The following is a 17,956-nucleotide window of genomic DNA, read 5'->3' as shown; positions in this document are numbered from 1 at the left end:
GGACCACCAGGCATTCGCCGGCACGCTCGCGCAGTCCGCTGAAGCGTCGAAGGCCACGCCCGCTGACCTCGACGCACAGAAGGGCATCAACGCAGGTCTGCATGAACTGAAGAAACCCGGTGTGCTGATGACAGGGCCTGGTCCGGTCGCCGTGGCGTCGGGCGATGGCGTGCAGTTCGCCGCCGATGGCTCGATCATCGGCACGGCGAAGAAGGGGATTCACTTCAGCACGCTCAGGCGGTTCACGGTGGCGGCAGGTGACTTGCTGTCGTTGTTCACGCAGAAGGGCCTGAGCCTCATCACGGCTGCGGGCGACTTCGTGGCGCAGGCCCAGCGTGGCAGGATGCAGCTCGCCTCGCAGCAAGGCCTGACGATCGAGTCAGTCAACGGCGCGGTTCACGTGAAGGCGGCGAAGGAAATCATTCTCAACGTGAACGGCACCTACGTGAAGCTGAGCGGCGAAGGCGTCGAGATCGGCTCGCGCGGCGGGGTGCTGTTCCGGACAACCAGCGTGAAGGGTACCGGTCCCGCGCAGATGGACCTGGGCGGCGCGGCGTTCGCACCGAAGTTCGTGCCGTACACGACCGACTGCGAGGTGTGGCGGACCCATCCGAAGTTCGTGGTGCCACCGCCGGCACCTGCGCCACTCCCGGCGCAGTGGGAGGCGCTGGCGAATACGGGAGCGGTGGCGCCTGCGCCTGAGTCCCGGCTAAACGACTTCTCGCCCTTCGATGGCAAACCGTCGAACGTGGACTCAGGAGTGCGTAAGGCAAAGGTCACCTTGAACCGCCCTGACGATCAGCAGCAGTCGTTTGTTGCGCCTGATCCCATCAAGTTGGTGAGCGCAGTTCCATGCGACTGGAAAATCTCGGACCTGAAGGCTGACGTAACGCAGCATGTTGAAGCGAGGTCGTATTGGGGTAGGTTGAATAACCGGACACCCTGGAAAAGTACGGACGGCACAGTGTGGTATCGGGGCGGCGGTTCGAGGAATTCGCATTTTGAATTTTCGTACAGCGAGAAAGACAAGGCGATTACCTGCACGGTTCGCGTGATGCTGGTTCCGATGGACTTGTTTCCCGTCGATCGAAAAGGCGTACGTGATACGTCGGTGCCTGCGGCCAAAGCAACGGTTCCATACGAGTTTTTCGCCCATTCACAGATGACGCCTGGAATGATACAGCAGGGTGTAAAGATGGACTTCCGCGATGCGGTCGGGTCGAAATTTGATGTCAGGGCGATAACCAGCCGTATCGAGGCTGTGCTGAATCAGGGGAATTACAAGCTGATTCTTGATGGGTGTTCCAGAGGCGCGGCGTGCGGATGCCGGGTGAAGGTTAATTTCAAGGTCGATCTGCGTGTGTCGATCAAGGGCGCGCCGATTGACGGATTTGACCCGCATGTATCGCTGAATCTATTTCCGCTTGTGCTTCGGGCGGATACGGGCTCGTGGGGGGAGAAGCATAAATGGAAGGATAAGAATCAGACTTTACATGATTACCCGGACGCAAACGTCGAAGCGCATGAGTGTGGACATTATTTCAACTTTCCAGACGAATATTACGATCGGGGCGGCTGGCTTCACGAATCTTATATTGATGATAAGGAGCAGATCGATTTTTCATTGGTGGATGCGAAAGCAGGCGCGATGGTGTGGCAAGGACATTCGCAAACCGATGCAACATTCGTTGGTGCCAATGTGATGGGGGACGGCGCCAATGCGGCGTTGCAGGATGGCCGGGTTACGGCAGCTATCAAACCGTATTATCTGGAATATGTGCGGCGGCAGTTCTCGCTTGCAACGAACAGGTTGTGGAGGGTTGGCTATGACTCGTGATTCATGGATTAAACGGTTGAGACTTGTAGCCATCTGCTTGTCTCTGGTTGGAAGTTATGCACATGCAGAAACTGCAAGGGACACGGTGGACCAAGCGATGCATTTTGCCTATACGACAAATGGCGCTGCCGATGGCAGCATCAATAGATATGGAAACAATGAAATCTCGGTTTCCGGGGATGTGCTGACGGTCCAAATTGGTGATTCTGACAACAACAGGAACATTAGTGGGGTTGGTATATTTCAGTTAAAACTCTCAAATAAGAATCTGGAAGATGCCAGGCAGCTCGCGAAGTTGCTGTGTTCTCAAAAAGATCCGCATAGCGACGTGACGCTTCCTACTCTCTATGGCGCGAAATGCGACGGGGAGATGCGGAGTAGCTACATTAATGATTTCAGTCGTCCCGTGGTTAACCAGATAGTTCAGTTGGTGGACTCACTCACGAATGCAGGGGTTCAGAACGGGAGAAAACTTGTGAAACTCGACCTTTCAGTGGTTTCGATTGATCGCGAAAAGGATGGGTTTCTGGTGTCCGCAAGGTTTAGCAATAGCGGCGAGCATCCTATCAAGTTCAAGACACCCGACAGGTGGAATACCAGAATGGGTCGTGATATGGATATCCTGGGTGTGAACGGCTATCGCGTGGGCAGCGCAGGAAATGATGACGATCAACTTGGGCTGGCATTGGCTGGCAAGCTTCTTGTCGATCCGGAACAGTTTCCAGATGGGGAAGTCAATCTTGCGCCACATAGTTCCGTCGTAGTCAAAATGAAAACTGACTCCATCAGCAAATTCTCTGCTGGCGCATACGACTTGAACATTGGCGCATTCATGAACATCAAGGTCATCGGATTCCAGTCCAGCCTGTTGCAGGTCGATTTCCATTCGGACTACAAGAACCCCACCCGTATCACGTTCGACCGCGACTACCCCTCGACACCCCAGGAGCGCGAGCAGTGGGAAGCGATGCACAAGGCAGAGATGTCGTGGCAGCCGGTCAAGCCGGGGCAAACCTTCGCCGAAGACGGCTTGTACCGCGCCGTGCGTACTGGCAACGGCCATCGCGGTCTGTTGCTCAAGCCGTTCAAGGCCGGGGAGGTGGCGCCCACCGGGCGCGTGACGATGCCGATGCAGGAACTGCCCGATGTCAACATCGACGGGCCGGTGCAGTGGGTGTGGGAAGCGATCGCGCCAACGCCCGTCAAGCCATGGTCATTCGACATGATCGCGGACACCGTGCAGTTCTGCGAGCCCGGCGCTGAGTGTCCACGCAGCGGACGCTGGGTCAGACGCATCCAGTCGGATGACCTGTACGGGAGGGCTCCCACCCGGTACGACATCGCCAGCCTCGTGACGCGACGCCGGGGCGAGCGCATGCCCGAGGGCGACGAAGGCACGGGCAGGACCGATTGGGAATGGGTGGGAGCCTGACATGAGCGGACGCGCCCACATCTATGAAGGCGACCATACGACCACAGGCGGGACGGTGATCGATGGCATCGATGGCACCGGCTACAACGGACGCAGGATGGCCTACCTCGGCGCAGCGGTACGCTGCCCCGCGTGCGGCACCACCGGCAGGATCGAGCGCAACGGCGCGCGCTTCGAGCAGGAGTTCTACGGCAAGGTGCCCGCGCTGGAGAACGACTATTGCGCATGTGCCTGCAACCCGAAACCCCTGCTGCGTGCATCGCGAAGCGGTTGGGTTGTTGAAGCTTGACGGAGGCCGGATGAGTTTTCGCTGGGATCAGCGCATGCCGGAAGAATGGCCTGCTGTAAAGCCGCCGCCCGTATGGCTCTATATCTGCCTATTCATCGTCGTTCATGGCGCCGCACTGGTCATCGTGTTGGCGGACTGGCCGAAAGGCGCGCCCATTTGGTCGGAAAAGCTTTTTCACGGGGCGTTTGCGGTTCCGTTGACGCTTTCGATGGCAATCTGTTTCATGCTGCACATGGTCCTGTATGACGGGCCGGCAATGCAGGCAGCAGCTCACAACACGAAACGCTGGCACCAGATAGCTAACTGGCAGCGGCAGGTCCGCTCGGGTGTCGCCGTGCTCGATAGCGTGGTACTCGCTCCGGAACCGGACCTCGCCGTGCGCATGCTGGGGCTCGAGGGAAAGCCACCGGAGAATCCGGGCAAGGTCAAGGCGCTGGATCTCGGCGCTGGCGAGGAAGGCACACCGCGCCTTCACAGTGTGCTCACGCAACTTCTGACGCCCCTGTTGCCGCGTCTCGCGACGGCGATGCGCAGCGACTCCTTCGAAATCGTGATGCAGTGCGACCAGCCGGAACTCTCGCTTGACGTCCAGCAGGTCTGGAAGCAGATGGAACTGCCTGGGGTGCCCCGCGTCAGGTCGCTGGACAACAGCATGGACGCTGGGTTTGCGGATCACTGGTTCAAGGACTATGTGCAGCCTGCCTATCCCTATGCCTCATACAACGTTGACCGCACGCCGAGATACCGTCTGCTGCTCGCGTGGCATCTGAACAAGGAGGGGCCGGACGCTGCGCCGGCCCATTCAGAGGCGGCGGTGGCGCTCTTGCTGGGTTCGCCCGCGCTCATGCGGGAGAAGAAGGATCTGAGACAGCAAGCGTGGCTGTTCCGCCAGATGACCAGCGACGCCGACCAGGTGGACAGGTCGCTCTCCCTGCTGCTCGACGCGGGGCAGGTGCCACGCGAGCGCATTCATCACTTCTGGCATAGCCGCCTCAAGGGCATTGCCCAGCACGGGACGATGGGCGCGGTACGCGAAAGCGGTCAGACACTCGAAGAACATGCGCTGGAGCAGGCGGTCGGACCGCAGGCACCCGTGGCGCGGTGGCTGCTCCAGGCGCTCGCCGCGAAGATGGCGCACTTCGGGCAGGGGCCGCAACTCATCGCACTGCCTCATGAGCAGGGCGTTGCACTCAATCTGGTGGCGAAGGAACCCGCTCCGGTGAACGTGCCGTGGCAAGAGGAGTACGACTACTGCCCGGTGTTTGGCCCCGCTCTCGGCATGATCATTTCACTCTGGACGTTTGCGATGCTGGTTTCTCCGAACAAGCTGTGGGGCACCTTCGAGACGGTTGTCACCTGCGGGGCCGTTTTCCTGGTGATTGCGGTTTTCGTCGTCCGCCATCCCCGGCTCGTCGCATCGATGGCGAGATCGACCGGGGAATATGTGGCGGGCGCTATCGGGTTCTGAAAAAGGGGCAACGTTGTTTGCGGGCACGCGAGGAAACAAGCCATTCCCCATGCGCCGCCGGAAAACCTTTGTGCGACAAGGACTTGACGCGGATGTCCAGGAGTTGCTCACAGGGCTCTCAACAAAATCTGTGGAAAACCCTCTGCACCTTTCCCCGCAAAACGCCGCCGCTGCAACAAACGGCAACGCTGCGCACAATCCGATTCGCATCAAGCACTTGGTGCAGTCGTCCCAGGGTTACGCACAAAGCTGTCCACCAAAGTTGTGGATAGCGCACCCAGATGTTGATCGCGGCTGCTTCAACCTTGCACAGTGTGGGAGTTCGGCCCGATAATCGCCGTCGATATGGCCGTCGCGTGACCGCGCGTGCACGGGCAACTCTCTTCTCGCCACTACCCGCCGCGCCGTGCTCAAAAACTCGCGCTTTGCCGGTCTTCTGCGTATTCCTGGTTTCCTGCCACTCGCCGGCGCCACCCTGATGCTCGGCGTGGCGATGTCCTTCACCGCGCCTTATCTCTCGCTGTTCGGCGTCGAGCGCGCCGGCATGACGCCGTTCCGGCTCGGCGTGTTCATGACCGCCATCGCCACGAGCGGCGTGATCGCAAGCACGGCAGCGGGCCGCTGGAGCGACGCCACCGGCAAGCACCGAACCCTGCTGCTCGTCTCGCTGTGCGCGGCCACGCTCGGCTATCTCTGCCTGTGCGTCGTGCGCGACTACCGGCTGCTGCTGCTCGTAGGCGTTGCGTTCATCGGCGCGGGCGGTTGTGCGCTCTCGCTCGTGTTCTCGTTCAGCCGCGCGGCGCTGCCCGCGCGCGACGACGCCGAGCGAACCTTCGCGAGCGCGACGCTGCGCACGATCCTCTCCGCCGCGTGGGTGTTCGGGCCCGCGGTCGGCGCGCTCGTGCTGGCCGCCACGAACTTCTACGGGCTCTTCCTGTTTGCGGCGGCGAGCTTCGCGGGTTGCGGCACGATCGTCTGGCGCATGCGCGAGCCGCACCACGACGAACACGCCACGCAACATCTGATGGCGCGTCCCACCGCCGGCGAAGTCGCGCAGGAGATCGATGCGGAAAGCGCGGCCCGGTACGAGGGCCAGCCGCTCACGCAAGCCGAAGTGCAGCCGGGTGCGCCACGCGACCCCGCGACGCTTCCGGCGGCTAAGGCAACGGCAAAAGCGAAGACGAGGGCCGCGCGTGCGCCGGTGCCCGCCGCGGAGGGTTCGCAGAAAGACATCATGCGCGCGATCGTTGCGCTCACACTCATCGGCCTGGCCGCCAACGCGACGATGATCGTGCTGCCGCTCTACATCGTCCATGGCCTGCAGGGCACGCGCATCGACGTGTCGATCATGCTCGGCCTCGGCGCGCTCATGGAGATCCCGATGATGCTCGCGCTCGGCGCGCGCGCCTCGGTGCTGGACAAGTCATGGTGGCTGGCCGCCTGCGCCGTGGTGCATGCCGTCTACTTCGTCGCGATGTCGCTGGCGCCGGGCGTGCACGCGTTGATCCCGATGCAGATCCTCAACGCCTTCGTGGTGGCCGTTACGTCGTGTCTCGGCATGACCTTCGTGCAGGATCTGATGCCGTCGTCGCCGGGCCGGGCAACGGCGCTGTTCTTTAACGCGTCGCGGCTCGGCTCGATACTGTCGGGCGTACTTTCCGGCATGCTCGTGCAGGCGTTCGGCTATCGCGGCACGTTTCTGTTTTGCGGCGCGCTCGCGCTGTGCGCGCTCGTGTTGTTCGCCGTGCCCGGCGAGCAGTATCCGAAGATGGCGCGTGCCGTGCGGCGTTATCTGCGTGAGCGTTCAGGCAAGCGGGATTGATGCCTGGCATGTCTTCGGATGACCAGGCGATTTCATTCGAAGCAAAGGGCGCAGCTGCAAACGCACCGCTCTTCATCGACATTTACTGCACCGTTTCGGCGTCCTGCCCGGCGAGCACTCGTGCGGGCGTTACGGCGTCGAAGTCTTCCGCATCGACGTCATAGCCCGAAGGCTCCCAGCGAATCGAGAGCAGCGCGGTGAGCCCCACGAGCGGCGCGACCGCGATGATCCAGAACACGCGCGCGCCGAAGCGCGGCACGATACGCACGGCGATCAACCCGCCCACGAAGGCGAAGCCGAGGTTGAGCACGAGCGAGGCGAGGATCGTCGTGAGCATGGACTGCGCGAGGAAGCTCGAGATGATCACGGGCAGGCCGAACGCGACCGCGTTGTACGCGAACGAAGACGCCACGCCGATGACCGTGGCGAGCACCGTGCGCCGCGTGTAGACGCCGCGCAGCAGCGCGCCGTAGCTCATGCCGTGCGGGCCAGTCAGCGCCTGTGTCAGTGCGTGTATCAGTGCATGTAGGTGACGCGGCGCGAGCGGTCGCTCAGCCGCACGCCCGCGTCGAGCAGCGCGATGGCGAACCAGCGCGCGGTCTTGAGCATGCCGCTCACGCTCGGCGTCGGCAGCCAGTCGTTGAGCAGTTGCACGGCGGCCTCGCTGCGTGTGGACTGCAGCAGCGCGATCACCTGCAGCAGCGAGCCTTCGTCCTTCGCGAGTTCGGAGGCGCAGCGGCAGCGCGTGTCGAGCGGGCGGCACGAGGCGCGGCACAGGGTGCCCATCAGCAGATCGAAGTAGCCGAAGCCTTCCGCGCCGAGTCCCGCGTCGGCGAGCACGCCGCGCCAGCTTTCGGCCTTGGCGTAGGCGTCGCAATGCGGTCGCAGCCAGGTGCGCACCGCGCGCAGAACGGTCTGCTCGGCGGTGTCGGGGTGATGGACGAAGGTGTCGTCGATCAGCGTGTCATTTCTCGCGAAAGGGGCGGTGTAGTTCATGGAGCCTCCGGTCCCGCACAAATCATTCGGGTAGCGCCGGGTCGTCCGGCATGGGCCCCATTCTGGAACAAATTTCGTCTAAATGCAAATGATTCTCATTTGTGAAAAGAGGAGCGGCTGCGGAAAGGCGGCCTCGCATAACCGGGAAGGGACTGTTCCAGCCAGCGCCCTTAATTAGGGGGACACAAGTCGCTAAAGTGCCGGCCATGCGTGTTCCAGTGTTCTGGCGCAACGTGAGAGTTGGCCCCGGCCCCATGAAGGCCGGGGCTTTTTTTTGCACCGCGCAAGGGCGCGCGGGGCGGGCCTGGCACGCGGCTTGGAGGCCGCCGGGGGCCATACCCGGATGCATAAGTCATTGAACCGAAAGAAACAAGTAAGGTATTATTTCGGCCGCGCAGCGTGACAGCCTGCCGCGCGTCATGGCGCCCCGGAGGTCGAAAGCGTTGCTTTCGCGATCAAAAATGGGCTGTAACAGCCCGTTTGTTGTTTTTTCTCTTAGTACGTTTTTGAATAAAAACAATGACTTGCGTCAATCTTCGATCCGGCCCGTGTTGTTGCGCTGCAAAACTTCCGTATTCCGTTTACCCTCGTTAACCCTTGAACGTGTGTTGCATTTCGCCTCGTCGCTGACAAATACATTACAGCCAGCCTGGTTCGATTTTCACCCCGCGTCAATCTTTCAAGTTGCTTGCGCACCTGAACGTGCGCCGTGGAAGCTATTTGCTCCGCATTTTTGAGGTCCTGTTGAAATGCAATCCGTTCCATTCCTGAGTCTGGCGATCTGGATTCCCATCCTGTTCGGCGTGGCCGTGCTGCGCCTCGGGTCGGATCGTCATCCGCAGCGTGCCCGTTGGCTGTCGCTCGTTGGCGCCGTCGTCGGTCTGCTGCTGACCCTCCCGCTCATCTCCGGCTTCGACAACCACGCGGCCGGCATGCAGTTCGTCGAATTCCGCGACTGGCTGCCCGAGTTCGGCGTGGCGTGGCGACTCGGGATCGATGGCATTTCGATGTGGCTCGTGGTGCTCACCGCGTTCACGACGCTCGTGATCGTGATCGCCTCGTGGGAATCGATCACGGTGCGCGTCGCCCAGTACTTCGGCGCGTTCCTGATTCTCTCGGGCCTGATGGTCGGCACCTTCGCCGCGACCGACGGCATGCTGTTCTTCGTGTTCTTCGAAGCTACGCTGATCCCGCTGTACCTGCTGATCGGCACGTGGGGCAATGCCCGCCGTACCTACGCCGCGGTCAAGTTCTTCTTCTTCTCGCTCGCCGGCTCGCTCTTGATGCTGGTGTCGATGCTGTACCTCTACAGCCAGTCGCACACCTTCGACATGTCGGTGTGGCACAACCTCACGCTCGGCTTCATCCCGCAGATCCTCGTGTTCATCGGCTTCTTCGCGGCCTTTGCGGTGAAGGTCCCGATGTGGCCGTTCCACACGTGGCTGCCCGACGTCCACCTCGAAGCGCCGACCGGCGCGACCGTGATGCTGGCCATGCTCAAGCTGGGCGGCTACGGCTTCCTGCGCTTCACGCTGCCGATCACGCCTGACGCCGCGCACTTCTTCGCGCCGGCGATCATCACGCTCTCGCTCGTGGCCGTGGTCTACTCGAGCCTGCTCGCGCTCGCGCAGACCGACATGACCAAGCTGCTCGCGTACTCGACGGTCGCCCACATGGGCCTCGTGACGCTGGGCCTGTTCCTCTTCAACCAGATCGGCACCGAAGGCGCGATCGTGCAGATGATCTCGTACGGCTTCGTCTCGGGCGCGATGCTGCTCTCGATCGGCGTGCTGTTCGACCGCACCAAGACGCGCACGATCTCGGCTTACGGCGGCGTCGTCAACGTGATGCCGCGCTACGCCACCTTCATGATGCTGTTCTGCATGGCCAACCTCGGCCTGCCGGGCACGTCGGGCTTCGTGGGCGAGTTCATGGTCATCATGGGCGCGATCCGCGTGAACTTCTGGGTCGGCGCGATCGCCGCGACGACCGTCATTCTGAGCGCTGCGTACACCCTGTGGATGTACAAGCGCGTGATCTTCGGCGCTGTGGCGAACAAGGGCGTTGCGAAGCTGGCTGACATCGGCCGCCGCGAAACGCTGATCTTCGCTTCGCTCGCAGCGTTCGTGCTGGCAATCGGCCTCTACCCGAAGCCGATGACCGACGCGATCGAACTCTCGGCGGCGAACCTCGTCACCCAGGCCGGTCGCAACAAGCAACCCGTCGACGAGGCAGCGCCTGCTGACGCAGTGCGCGCTGGCACGGACGTTCGTGCTCAGCACTCGCCGACGTGATCACTGAAGATTGACGGCGCAACCAACGCGCCGCATCGCCTACGGGCGCTGCGGCGCGTTGTTGCGTCCAAGGGTTTTCGAATTTTGAGATTCGAGAAGTAGCCGCGGCGGGCCGCTGTCAAGGGCAGAGCAGGGCGCGAAGTGCGTGTGTTTCCGAGGCGCGACAAACCTCGCGAACACATGCGACAAAGTGTCTCAATCTTCTTTTGACAAAGGTCATTTTCCACATTCATTGATTGCGAAATATCAAAGCGGCTGTATGATGCGGGCGCGCTTCCTTTGTCGGATGTCAGGGGACGCGTCCGGAACTATTCAATGAATGAATTTCAGGCAAACGTGATGAAAAGAACGACCTTTCAAAGGTTACTGCTTCCCATCAGCGCCGGATTGGCCTTGTGTCTTTCCGGATGCAACATGGAGCTCCTTGACCCCAAGGGAAGTGTGGGCGTGGCGGAAAAGCAGCTGATTGCGACCTCCACATGGGCCATGCTGATTGTTGTGATCCCCGTGATCGTCCTGACGCTGTGGTTTGCGTACCGCTACCGCGCGTCGAACCGTAGCGCCACGTACGACCCGAAGTGGTCGCACTCGACGGCGATTGAAGTCGTCGTCTGGACCATTCCGACGCTGATCATTCTGTTCCTCGCCGTGCTCACGTGGAAAACCACGCACGAGCTCGACCCCTACAAGCCGCTCGAATCGAACGTCAAGCCGATCAACGTCGAAGTTGTCGCGCTCGACTGGAAGTGGCTGTTCATCTACCCGGATCTCGGTATCGCGACGGTGAATCAGCTGGCCGTGCCCGTTGGCACGCCGGTGAACTTCAGCATCACGTCGGATTCGGTGATGAACTCGTTCTTCATCCCGCAGCTTGGCACCCAGGTTTATGCGATGGCTGGCATGCAGACGCGTCTGCACCTGATTGCCGACCACGCTGGCGACTACGCCGGCCTCTCGGCGAACTTCAGCGGCAAGGGCTTCTCGGACATGAAGTTCCGCACCCTCGCCACCAGCCAGCAAGACTTCGACGCGTGGGTCCAGAAGGTGAAGGCGTCGCAGACGCAGCTTTCGATGGATCAATACGCGACGGTCGCACAGCCGAGCGAGAAGGCTCCGGTTGAGTACTTCTCGACGGTCGACCCGAAGCTCTTCAACAACATCATCGCGAAGTACAACAACGGCCACGTCACGAATTTCAGTGACCCGTCGTGCGTGACCAAGGGGTAAACCAGGCATGTTCGGAAAACTTACACTGGACGCCATTCCGTACCACGAGCCGATTATTCTCGGCACGATGATCGGTATGGCCGTCATCGGCGCATTCGTGCTCGGTGGCATCACTTACCTCGGTAAGTGGAAATATCTGTGGACGGAGTGGCTGACGAGCGTCGACCACAAGCGTCTGGGCGTGATGTACATCGTGCTCGCCCTCATCATGCTGCTGCGCGGCTTCGCCGACGCGATCATGATGCGTACCCAGCTCGCGCTCGCGTACAACGCGCCGGGCTACCTCCCGCCGCACCACTACGACCAGATCTTCACGGCGCACGGCGTGATCATGATCTTCTTCATGGCCATGGCTTTCATGGTTGGCCTGATGAACATCATCGTGCCGCTGCAGATCGGCGCACGCGACGTCGCGTTCCCGTTCCTGAACTCGCTGTCGTTCTGGATGACCGCAGTCGGCGCCATCCTGCTGATGATCTCGCTCGTCGTGGGTGAGTTCGCAATGACGGGTTGGCTCGCGTATCCGCCGCTTTCGGAGCTTGCGTACAGTCCAGGGGTAGGGGTGGACTACTACCTGTGGGCGCTGCAGATCTCGGGTGTCGGCACGCTGCTGACCGGCGTGAACTTCTTCGTCACCATCATCAAGATGCGTGCCCCCGGCATGACGATGATGAAGATGCCGGTGTTCACGTGGACGGCGCTGTGCACGAACGTGCTGATCATGGCCGCGTTCCCGATCCTGACCGTGACGCTCGCGCTGCTCGGCCTCGACCGCTACATCGGCACGCACTTCTTCACGAATGACGGCGGCGGCAACGCCATGCTGTACCTGAACCTGATCTGGGCCTGGGGTCACCCTGAGGTGTACATCCTGATCCTGCCGGCGTTCGGTATCTTCTCGGAAGTTGTCGCGACCTACGCCAGGAAGCCGCTGTTCGGCTACAAGGCAATGGTCTACGCGACCTGCGCGATCATGGTTCTGGCGTTCGTCGTGTGGCTGCACCACTTCTTCACGATGGGTTCGGGCGCCGATGTGAACGCGTTCTTCGGTATCGCCACGATGATCATTTCGATCCCGACGGGCGTGAAGATCTTCAACTGGTTGTTCACGATCTACCGCGGCCGCCTCGAGTTCAACTCGGCGGTGCTGTGGACGATCGGCTTCATGGTCACCTTCACCATCGGCGGCATGACCGGCGTGATGATGGCGATCCCGGGTGCGGACTTCGTGCTCCACAACTCGCTGTTCCTGATCGCGCACTTCCACAACGTGATCATCGGCGGTGTGGTGTTCGGCTATCTCGCCGGCATGAACTACTGGTTCCCGAAGGCGTTCGGCTTCAAGCTCAACGAAAAGCTCGGCAAGCGCGCGTTCTGGTTCTGGCTCTCGGGCTTCTATGTCGCCTTCACGCCGCTGTACGTGCTGGGCTTCATGGGCGCAACCCGCCGTCTGAACCACTACGACAATCCGGCATGGCATCCGTGGATGATCATCGCGTGGTTTGGCGCCGTGCTCGTGGCAATCGGTATCGCGCATCAACTGGCGCAGCTGTACGTGTCGATCCGCGACCGCAACCTGCCGGAAAACCGCGACCTGACGGGCGATCCGTGGGGTGGCCGTACGCTGGAGTGGGCGATTTCGTCGCCGCCGCCGTCGTATAACTTCGCGATCATTCCGCACGTGAGCGAACTCGACGAGTTCCAGCACCTGAAGGACACCGGCCGCGAGACCGTGGACGTCGCGAACACGAAGTACACCGACATCCACATGCCCTCGAACACGAGCGCGGGTCTGTTCATCGGTCTCTTCAGCCTGGTGCTCGGCTTTGCTGGCATCTGGCACATCTGGTGGCTCATGATCGCTGGCTTCGTCGGCATTCTCGCGACGGCGATCGGCTACAGCTTCCAGAAGAACGAAGGCTATTACATCCCGGCCGCCAAGGTTCGGGCAGACGAAGAAGCGCGCGAGCGCGCACTGGTCAAGGCGTTCGCCGACAAGCAACGCAATGGCAAGGTTGAAGCAGCACTGGAGGCCAACTGATGTCGACGCATACTAGTGCGGCCGCACACGCGGAGCACGATCACCACGATCACCCGCCGTCACACTCGGTGTTCGGCTTCTGGCTGTACCTGATGACGGACTGTATTCTGTTCGGCTCGCTGTTCGCAGTGTTCGCCGTCATGCAGAACCAGTTCGCAGGCGGCCCGACGGGCAAGGACCTGTTCGACATCAATGGCGTCGCGATGGAAACGGCAGTGCTGCTGCTGTCGTCCATCACGTACGGTTTCGCGATGATCGGCGCGCACAAGCAGCGCAAGGGTCAAGTGTTCGTCTGGCTGGCGATCACGTTCCTGCTCGGCGCAACGTTCCTGTATTTCGAACTGCACGAATTCGCGAACATGATCGCGGAGGGCAACGGTCCGCAACGCAGCGCGTTTCTCTCGTCGTTCTTCACGCTGGTTGCCACCCACGGTATCCACGTGACGATGGGCATGATCTGGATGGTCGTCCTGATGGTTCAGGCCTTGAAGGCGCCGGCTCTGGGCGAGCGTGAAATTCGCCGCCTGACCTGCCTGAGCCTTTTCTGGCACTTTCTGGACATCGTCTGGATCTGCGTGTTCTCCTTTGTCTATCTTGCGAGCGTGATCTAAATGAGTGCTCATCCTATCCATGAAGAAGAAAGCCACGGCAGCGTAGGCAGCTACCTGGTTGGTTTCGTCCTGGCGGTGGTGCTCACGGCCGCTTCGTTCTGGCTCGTGCTGCATGGCGGCTTTTCGCGCGAAACCGCGCTGCTCGGCCTCGCCGTGCTGGCAGTCGTGCAGATCCTGGTTCACCTCGTGTTCTTCCTGCACATGAACACGTCGTCGGGCCAGCGCTGGAACGTGACGGCATTTGGCTTCACGGTGTTGACGGTCCTGATCGTGGTCGTCGGTACGCTGTGGGTCATGCACAACGTCAGCATGAACATGATGTCGCGTTAAGCGTTCATCGTTGCTGGACTTGCGCTTCGCTCGCTTCGGGTGAAGCGCAAAAGAAAAACGCCGCCAGGCCTTCGGGCCGGCGGCGTTTTTCTTTTTGCGGCCCGATGTGCGCTTATGCGCCGAAGCGCTGACGCACGACTTCCGCGACGGCCTTGCCGAGCCGGTGGTGTTGCGAGGCTTCGTAGTGAATGCCATCGGTGGGGCTGACGGTGGCGAACTCGCCGGCGTCGAGAAACGCCGAGCCGTATTTCACGGCCACGCGCTCGTAGAGCGGCGCAAGCAGGCGCGATTTCGCGGCGCCGCCCGTGAAGATATCGCCGAGAAAGCCAATCTCTTCGATCGGCACCGGCGACATGAGCAGCACATGAGGCGTCGAGCCGCCCGGACCCGCGCGGCACGCGACGAGCGTTTCGAGCAGCACATCGACCGAGTTCGCGATGTCGGTGGGCGTGACGGAAAAACGGGTCTTGAGGTCGTTGGTGCCGAGCATCAACGCGACCACGTCGACCGGCAACTGGCTTTCGAGGCACGGGCGCAGATAGGCGTGCCCGTTCTTGTGCCGGCCTTCGATGGGATCGTCGTGAACCGTGGTGCGCGCGGGCAGGCCTTCCTCGATGATCGCCCAGCCCGGCCCGAGCGCCTCGCGCAGCACGCCGGGCCAGCGGTCGGCGGGGCCGAATCGCTCGGACACGCCGGGCACGGTCAGCGGCTTCGTGCCGTGCGTATTGGAATCGCCGTAACAGAGCAGGGTGCGTGACGTCATGGGTTGCCTCTTCCTGATTAGCTGGTTGTCTGGTTGCGGGGTGCGATGCAATGCCATTACTCATCATGGGAGATTACTAGACGACTGGTCTAATCGCTCTGTACCATGTCACCTCATGAATGCAGCGGCAGCCGTCGAAGTGCGGCAACACATCCTCGATACCGCCATGCCCATTCTGCTGGGCAAGGGCTTTTCCGCAGTCGGTCTCAATGAGATCCTCGCGGCCGCCGGTGTGCCTAAAGGGTCGTTCTATCACTATTTCGGCTCGAAGGAAGCGTTCGGCGAAGCCTTGCTCACGTCGTATTTCGACGAGTATGCGGAGCGTCTCGACGATCTGCTCTTGCGCGCGCCGGGTACGGCGGCCGAGAAGCTGATGCGCTACTGGGACGACTGGCGCCTGATCCAGTGCGCCGACGATCCCGTAGGCAAATGTCTCGCGGTGAAGCTGGGCGCGGAGGTGAGCGACCTTTCCGAGGCGATGCGCGAGGCGCTGCGTCTTGGCACCGATGCGACGATCTCGCGCATTGCCGCGTGTCTCGAGGCAGGGCGCGCGGATGGCTCGCTCGCGGGCGTGAACGACGCCGCGAGCATGGCGGTGACGCTCTACGAACTGTGGCTCGGCGCGACGCTGCTCGAAAAGATTCACCGCGACCGCAAGCCGCTCGACGCGGCCATGGCGACCACGCGCATCCTGTTGAACCTGCCTCCGGGCAACTAATCGAACGCGAAGCTGCGGCAGCGCGTGAAGTGCGCGCGCTTGTCGCGCATTGTGCGGGAAAACTAGACGACCGGTCTAATAGCGCGTGAAGAGCCCGGTTTCCAAAGGGTGCGCGAGCGCCCGAACCCAACCCAAAAAGGAACGCCGATGAAGGCACTGATCGTTTTGACCTCGCATGAGGACCTCGGCAACACGGGCAAGAAGACGGGCTTCTGGCTCGAAGAGTTCGCCGCTCCTTACTACGCGCTGCGCGACGCGGGCGCCGAGCTCACGCTCGCGTCGCCCAAGGGCGGCCAGCCGCCGCTCGATCCGAAGAGCAGCGATCCCTCCGCGCAGACCGATGCGACGCGGCGTTTCGCATCCGATACCGCGGCGCAAACGGCGCTTGCCAATACGAAACGCCTCGCCGATATCGACGCGAGCGCGTTCGACGCCGTGTTCTACCCGGGCGGCCACGGCCCGCTCTGGGACCTGGCCGAAGATCCGGTTTCGATCGCGCTGATCGAAACGACGATCGCCGCGGGCAAGCCTGTCGCTGCCGTCTGCCATGCGCCGGGCGTGCTGCGTCACGTGAAGGGGGCGGACGGCCAGCCGCTCGTGGCCGGCAAGTCGGTCACCGGTTTTTCGAATGACGAAGAAGCCGCCGTGCAGTTGACCGACGTCGTGCCGTTCCTCGTCGAGGACATGCTGAAGGCCAACGGCGGCCAGTACTCGAAGGCCGCCGACTGGCAGCCGCACGTCGCAATCGATGGTCTGCTCATCACGGGCCAGAATCCGGCTTCGTCGGAGCCGGTTGCCGAAGCCCTGCTCGCGGCGCTGCGCCGCGCTTGATGTTGCGCGAACGCGCGCGTCTTTGGCGGGTGCGTTCGCTTCCCCGACTTCCTTTCGGCAACGCTGCGAGGCGCGCTCGCAGCGCGTGTGCGGCTGCGCGTCGCCGCAAGGAAATCCCGTTTTTGCCAACCGGCGCAGATGCCGCGCGAGGCGCGACCTGTGCCAAGAAAGGAGCTGTAGATGTCCGCATTGTTCGAACCGTTCAAGCTCAAGGGCGTGTCCCTGCGCAACCGCATCGCCGTGCCGCCGATGTGCCAGTACATGGCCGTCGATGGCGTAATCAACGACTGGCATCACGTCCACTACGCGCAGATCGCGCGCGGCGGCGCGGGCCTCGTGATCGTCGAGGCGACGGCGGTTTCGCCCGAAGGCCGCATCACGCCGGACTGCACGGGCCTGTGGAACGACGCGCAGTTGGAGGCGTTCAAGCCCACCGTCGCCGCGATCAAGGCAGCGGGCGCGGTACCCGGCATCCAGATTGCGCACGCGGGCCGCAAGGCGAGCGCGAACCGCCCGTGGGAAGGCGACGACCACATCGCCGAAGGCGACGCGCGTGGCTGGCAGACCATCGCGCCCTCGGCAACGGCGTTCGGCGCGCATCTGCCGAAGGTGCCGAAGGCGATGACGCTCGACGACATCGCACGCGTGCGCGAGGACTTCGTGGCCGCAGCGAAGCGCGCGCTCGAAGCCGGCTTCGAATGGCTCGAACTGCACTTTGCGCACGGCTACCTCGGTCAGAGCTTTTTCTCGACGCATTCGAACCAGCGCGACGATCGTTATGGCGGCAGCCTCGAGAACCGCAGCCGTTTCCTGCTGGAAACGCTGGCCGCGGTGCGTAAGGTCTGGCCGGAGCATCTGCCGCTGACGGCGCGCTTCGGTGTGATCGAGTACGATGGCCGCGACGAGGAAACGCTGGCCGAATCGATCGAATTGGCCAAGGGCTTCAAGCGCGAAGGCCTCGACATGCTGGGCGTGAGCGTCGGTTTCTCGACGCCCGCCGCGCAGATTCCGTGGGCGCCCGCGTTCCTCGCGCCGATCGCACAAAAGGTGCGTCGCGCAAGCGGTCTGCCGGTGTCGTCGGCCTGGGGTATCGGCACGCCGGAGCTGGCCGAGCGCTCGGTGGCGAAGGAGCAACTCGACGTCGTGATGGTGGGGCGCGCGCATCTCGCGAATCCGCACTGGCCGTATTTCGCGGCTCAGGAACTGGGCGTCGAACGCGCCGCGTGGACCTTGCCCGCGCCGTACGCGCACTGGCTCGAGCGCTACAAGGTCGGCTGAAATTGGCCGACCGGTTCAA

The 17,956-nt window shown here is 62.1% G+C and carries 15 protein-coding genes and 1 pseudogene; 13 read left to right on the top strand and 3 right to left on the bottom strand.

What is annotated here, in order from left to right:
* The 5 genes from AB4Y42_RS34895 to AB4Y42_RS34875 all read left to right on the top strand — a co-directional run.
* Nucleotides 1-1,837, top strand: a 1,837-nt coding sequence (locus AB4Y42_RS34895; RefSeq protein ID WP_368696721.1) for a DUF2345 domain-containing protein, incomplete at its 5' end; no start/stop codon positions are given.
* A gap of 97 nt (nt 1,838-1,934) precedes the next feature.
* The gene (locus AB4Y42_RS34890; RefSeq protein WP_368696720.1) at nt 1,935-3,269 is read left to right on the top strand and encodes a hypothetical protein; all 1,335 of its coding nucleotides are present in this window, start codon (nt 1,935-1,937) and stop codon (nt 3,267-3,269) included.
* A 1-nt stretch (nt 3,270) separates the two neighbouring features.
* Nucleotides 3,271-3,558, top strand: a complete 288-nt coding sequence (locus tag AB4Y42_RS34885; RefSeq protein ID WP_368696719.1) for a PAAR domain-containing protein — start codon at nt 3,271-3,273, stop codon at nt 3,556-3,558.
* A gap of 10 nt (nt 3,559-3,568) precedes the next feature.
* Complete coding sequence (locus tag AB4Y42_RS34880; RefSeq protein WP_368696718.1) at nt 3,569-5,026, top strand: hypothetical protein; 1,458 nt, start codon at nt 3,569-3,571, stop codon at nt 5,024-5,026.
* 406 nt (nt 5,027-5,432) lie between these two features.
* Entirely contained in the window at nt 5,433-6,848 is a 1,416-nt protein-coding gene (locus tag AB4Y42_RS34875) for a sugar efflux transporter (RefSeq protein ID WP_368696717.1), read from the top strand.
* A gap of 82 nt (nt 6,849-6,930) precedes the next feature.
* On the opposite strand, the pseudogene AB4Y42_RS34870 reads toward AB4Y42_RS34875, so the two are convergent.
* Together AB4Y42_RS34870 and AB4Y42_RS34865 are read right to left on the bottom strand one after the other, a co-directional pair.
* Nucleotides 6,931-7,323 (bottom strand): annotated as a pseudogene (locus AB4Y42_RS34870) (hypothetical protein); the annotation flags it as partial.
* Nucleotides 7,324-7,364: 41 nt separating this feature from the next.
* Nucleotides 7,365-7,844, bottom strand: a complete 480-nt coding sequence (locus tag AB4Y42_RS34865) for a hypothetical protein (RefSeq protein ID WP_254315648.1) — start codon at nt 7,842-7,844, stop codon at nt 7,365-7,367.
* A gap of 749 nt (nt 7,845-8,593) precedes the next feature.
* Between AB4Y42_RS34865 and AB4Y42_RS34860 the strand changes: the two genes are divergently transcribed.
* The 5 genes from AB4Y42_RS34860 to cyoD all read left to right on the top strand — a co-directional run bounded on the left by AB4Y42_RS34860 (nt 8,594) and on the right by cyoD (nt 14,347).
* On the top strand, nt 8,594-10,138 hold the full coding sequence (locus tag AB4Y42_RS34860; protein WP_368691225.1) for an NADH-quinone oxidoreductase subunit M: 1,545 nt from the start codon (nt 8,594-8,596) through the stop codon (nt 10,136-10,138).
* A gap of 339 nt (nt 10,139-10,477) precedes the next feature.
* Complete coding sequence (gene cyoA, locus AB4Y42_RS34855) at nt 10,478-11,365, top strand: ubiquinol oxidase subunit II (RefSeq protein ID WP_069267482.1); 888 nt, start codon at nt 10,478-10,480, stop codon at nt 11,363-11,365.
* Between the two features lie 7 nt (nt 11,366-11,372).
* On the top strand, nt 11,373-13,406 hold the full coding sequence (gene cyoB, locus AB4Y42_RS34850) for a cytochrome o ubiquinol oxidase subunit I (RefSeq protein ID WP_368691226.1): 2,034 nt from the start codon (nt 11,373-11,375) through the stop codon (nt 13,404-13,406).
* A complete protein-coding gene (gene cyoC / locus AB4Y42_RS34845; RefSeq protein WP_368696716.1) occupies nt 13,406-14,017 on the top strand; it encodes a cytochrome o ubiquinol oxidase subunit III in 612 nt (203 codons plus the stop codon). The genes cyoB and cyoC overlap by 1 nt, the downstream gene beginning before the upstream one ends.
* Nucleotides 14,018-14,347 carry a cytochrome o ubiquinol oxidase subunit IV gene (gene cyoD, locus AB4Y42_RS34840; protein WP_069267358.1) on the top strand — a complete coding sequence of 110 codons (330 nt, stop codon included), beginning with the start codon at nt 14,018-14,020 and terminating at the stop codon, nt 14,345-14,347.
* Nucleotides 14,348-14,459: 112 nt separating this feature from the next.
* Here cyoD and AB4Y42_RS34835 read toward each other — a convergent pair whose 3' ends face one another.
* Nucleotides 14,460-15,110 carry an SGNH/GDSL hydrolase family protein gene (locus AB4Y42_RS34835; RefSeq protein ID WP_368696715.1) on the bottom strand — a complete coding sequence of 217 codons (651 nt, stop codon included), beginning with the start codon at nt 15,108-15,110 and terminating at the stop codon, nt 14,460-14,462.
* 115 nt (nt 15,111-15,225) lie between these two features.
* On the opposite strand from AB4Y42_RS34835, the gene AB4Y42_RS34830 reads away from it, so the two are divergent.
* The 3 genes from AB4Y42_RS34830 to AB4Y42_RS34820 all read left to right on the top strand — a co-directional run bounded on the left by AB4Y42_RS34830 (nt 15,226) and on the right by AB4Y42_RS34820 (nt 17,937).
* Complete coding sequence (locus AB4Y42_RS34830) at nt 15,226-15,828, top strand: TetR/AcrR family transcriptional regulator (protein WP_368696714.1); 603 nt, start codon at nt 15,226-15,228, stop codon at nt 15,826-15,828.
* A gap of 147 nt (nt 15,829-15,975) precedes the next feature.
* The gene (locus AB4Y42_RS34825; RefSeq protein ID WP_368691229.1) at nt 15,976-16,659 is read left to right on the top strand and encodes a type 1 glutamine amidotransferase domain-containing protein; all 684 of its coding nucleotides are present in this window, start codon (nt 15,976-15,978) and stop codon (nt 16,657-16,659) included.
* A gap of 180 nt (nt 16,660-16,839) precedes the next feature.
* Nucleotides 16,840-17,937, top strand: a complete 1,098-nt coding sequence (locus AB4Y42_RS34820; RefSeq protein WP_368691230.1) for an NADH:flavin oxidoreductase/NADH oxidase — start codon at nt 16,840-16,842, stop codon at nt 17,935-17,937.
* Nucleotides 17,938-17,956 lie beyond the last annotated feature (19 nt).

It is taken from the genome of Paraburkholderia sp. EG286B (genome assembly GCF_040965655.1).
Lineage (GTDB): Bacteria > Pseudomonadota > Gammaproteobacteria > Burkholderiales > Burkholderiaceae > Paraburkholderia.
The sequence above is the reverse complement of the archived record's forward strand: the minus strand, read 5'-3'. Positions and strand labels throughout refer to the sequence as shown.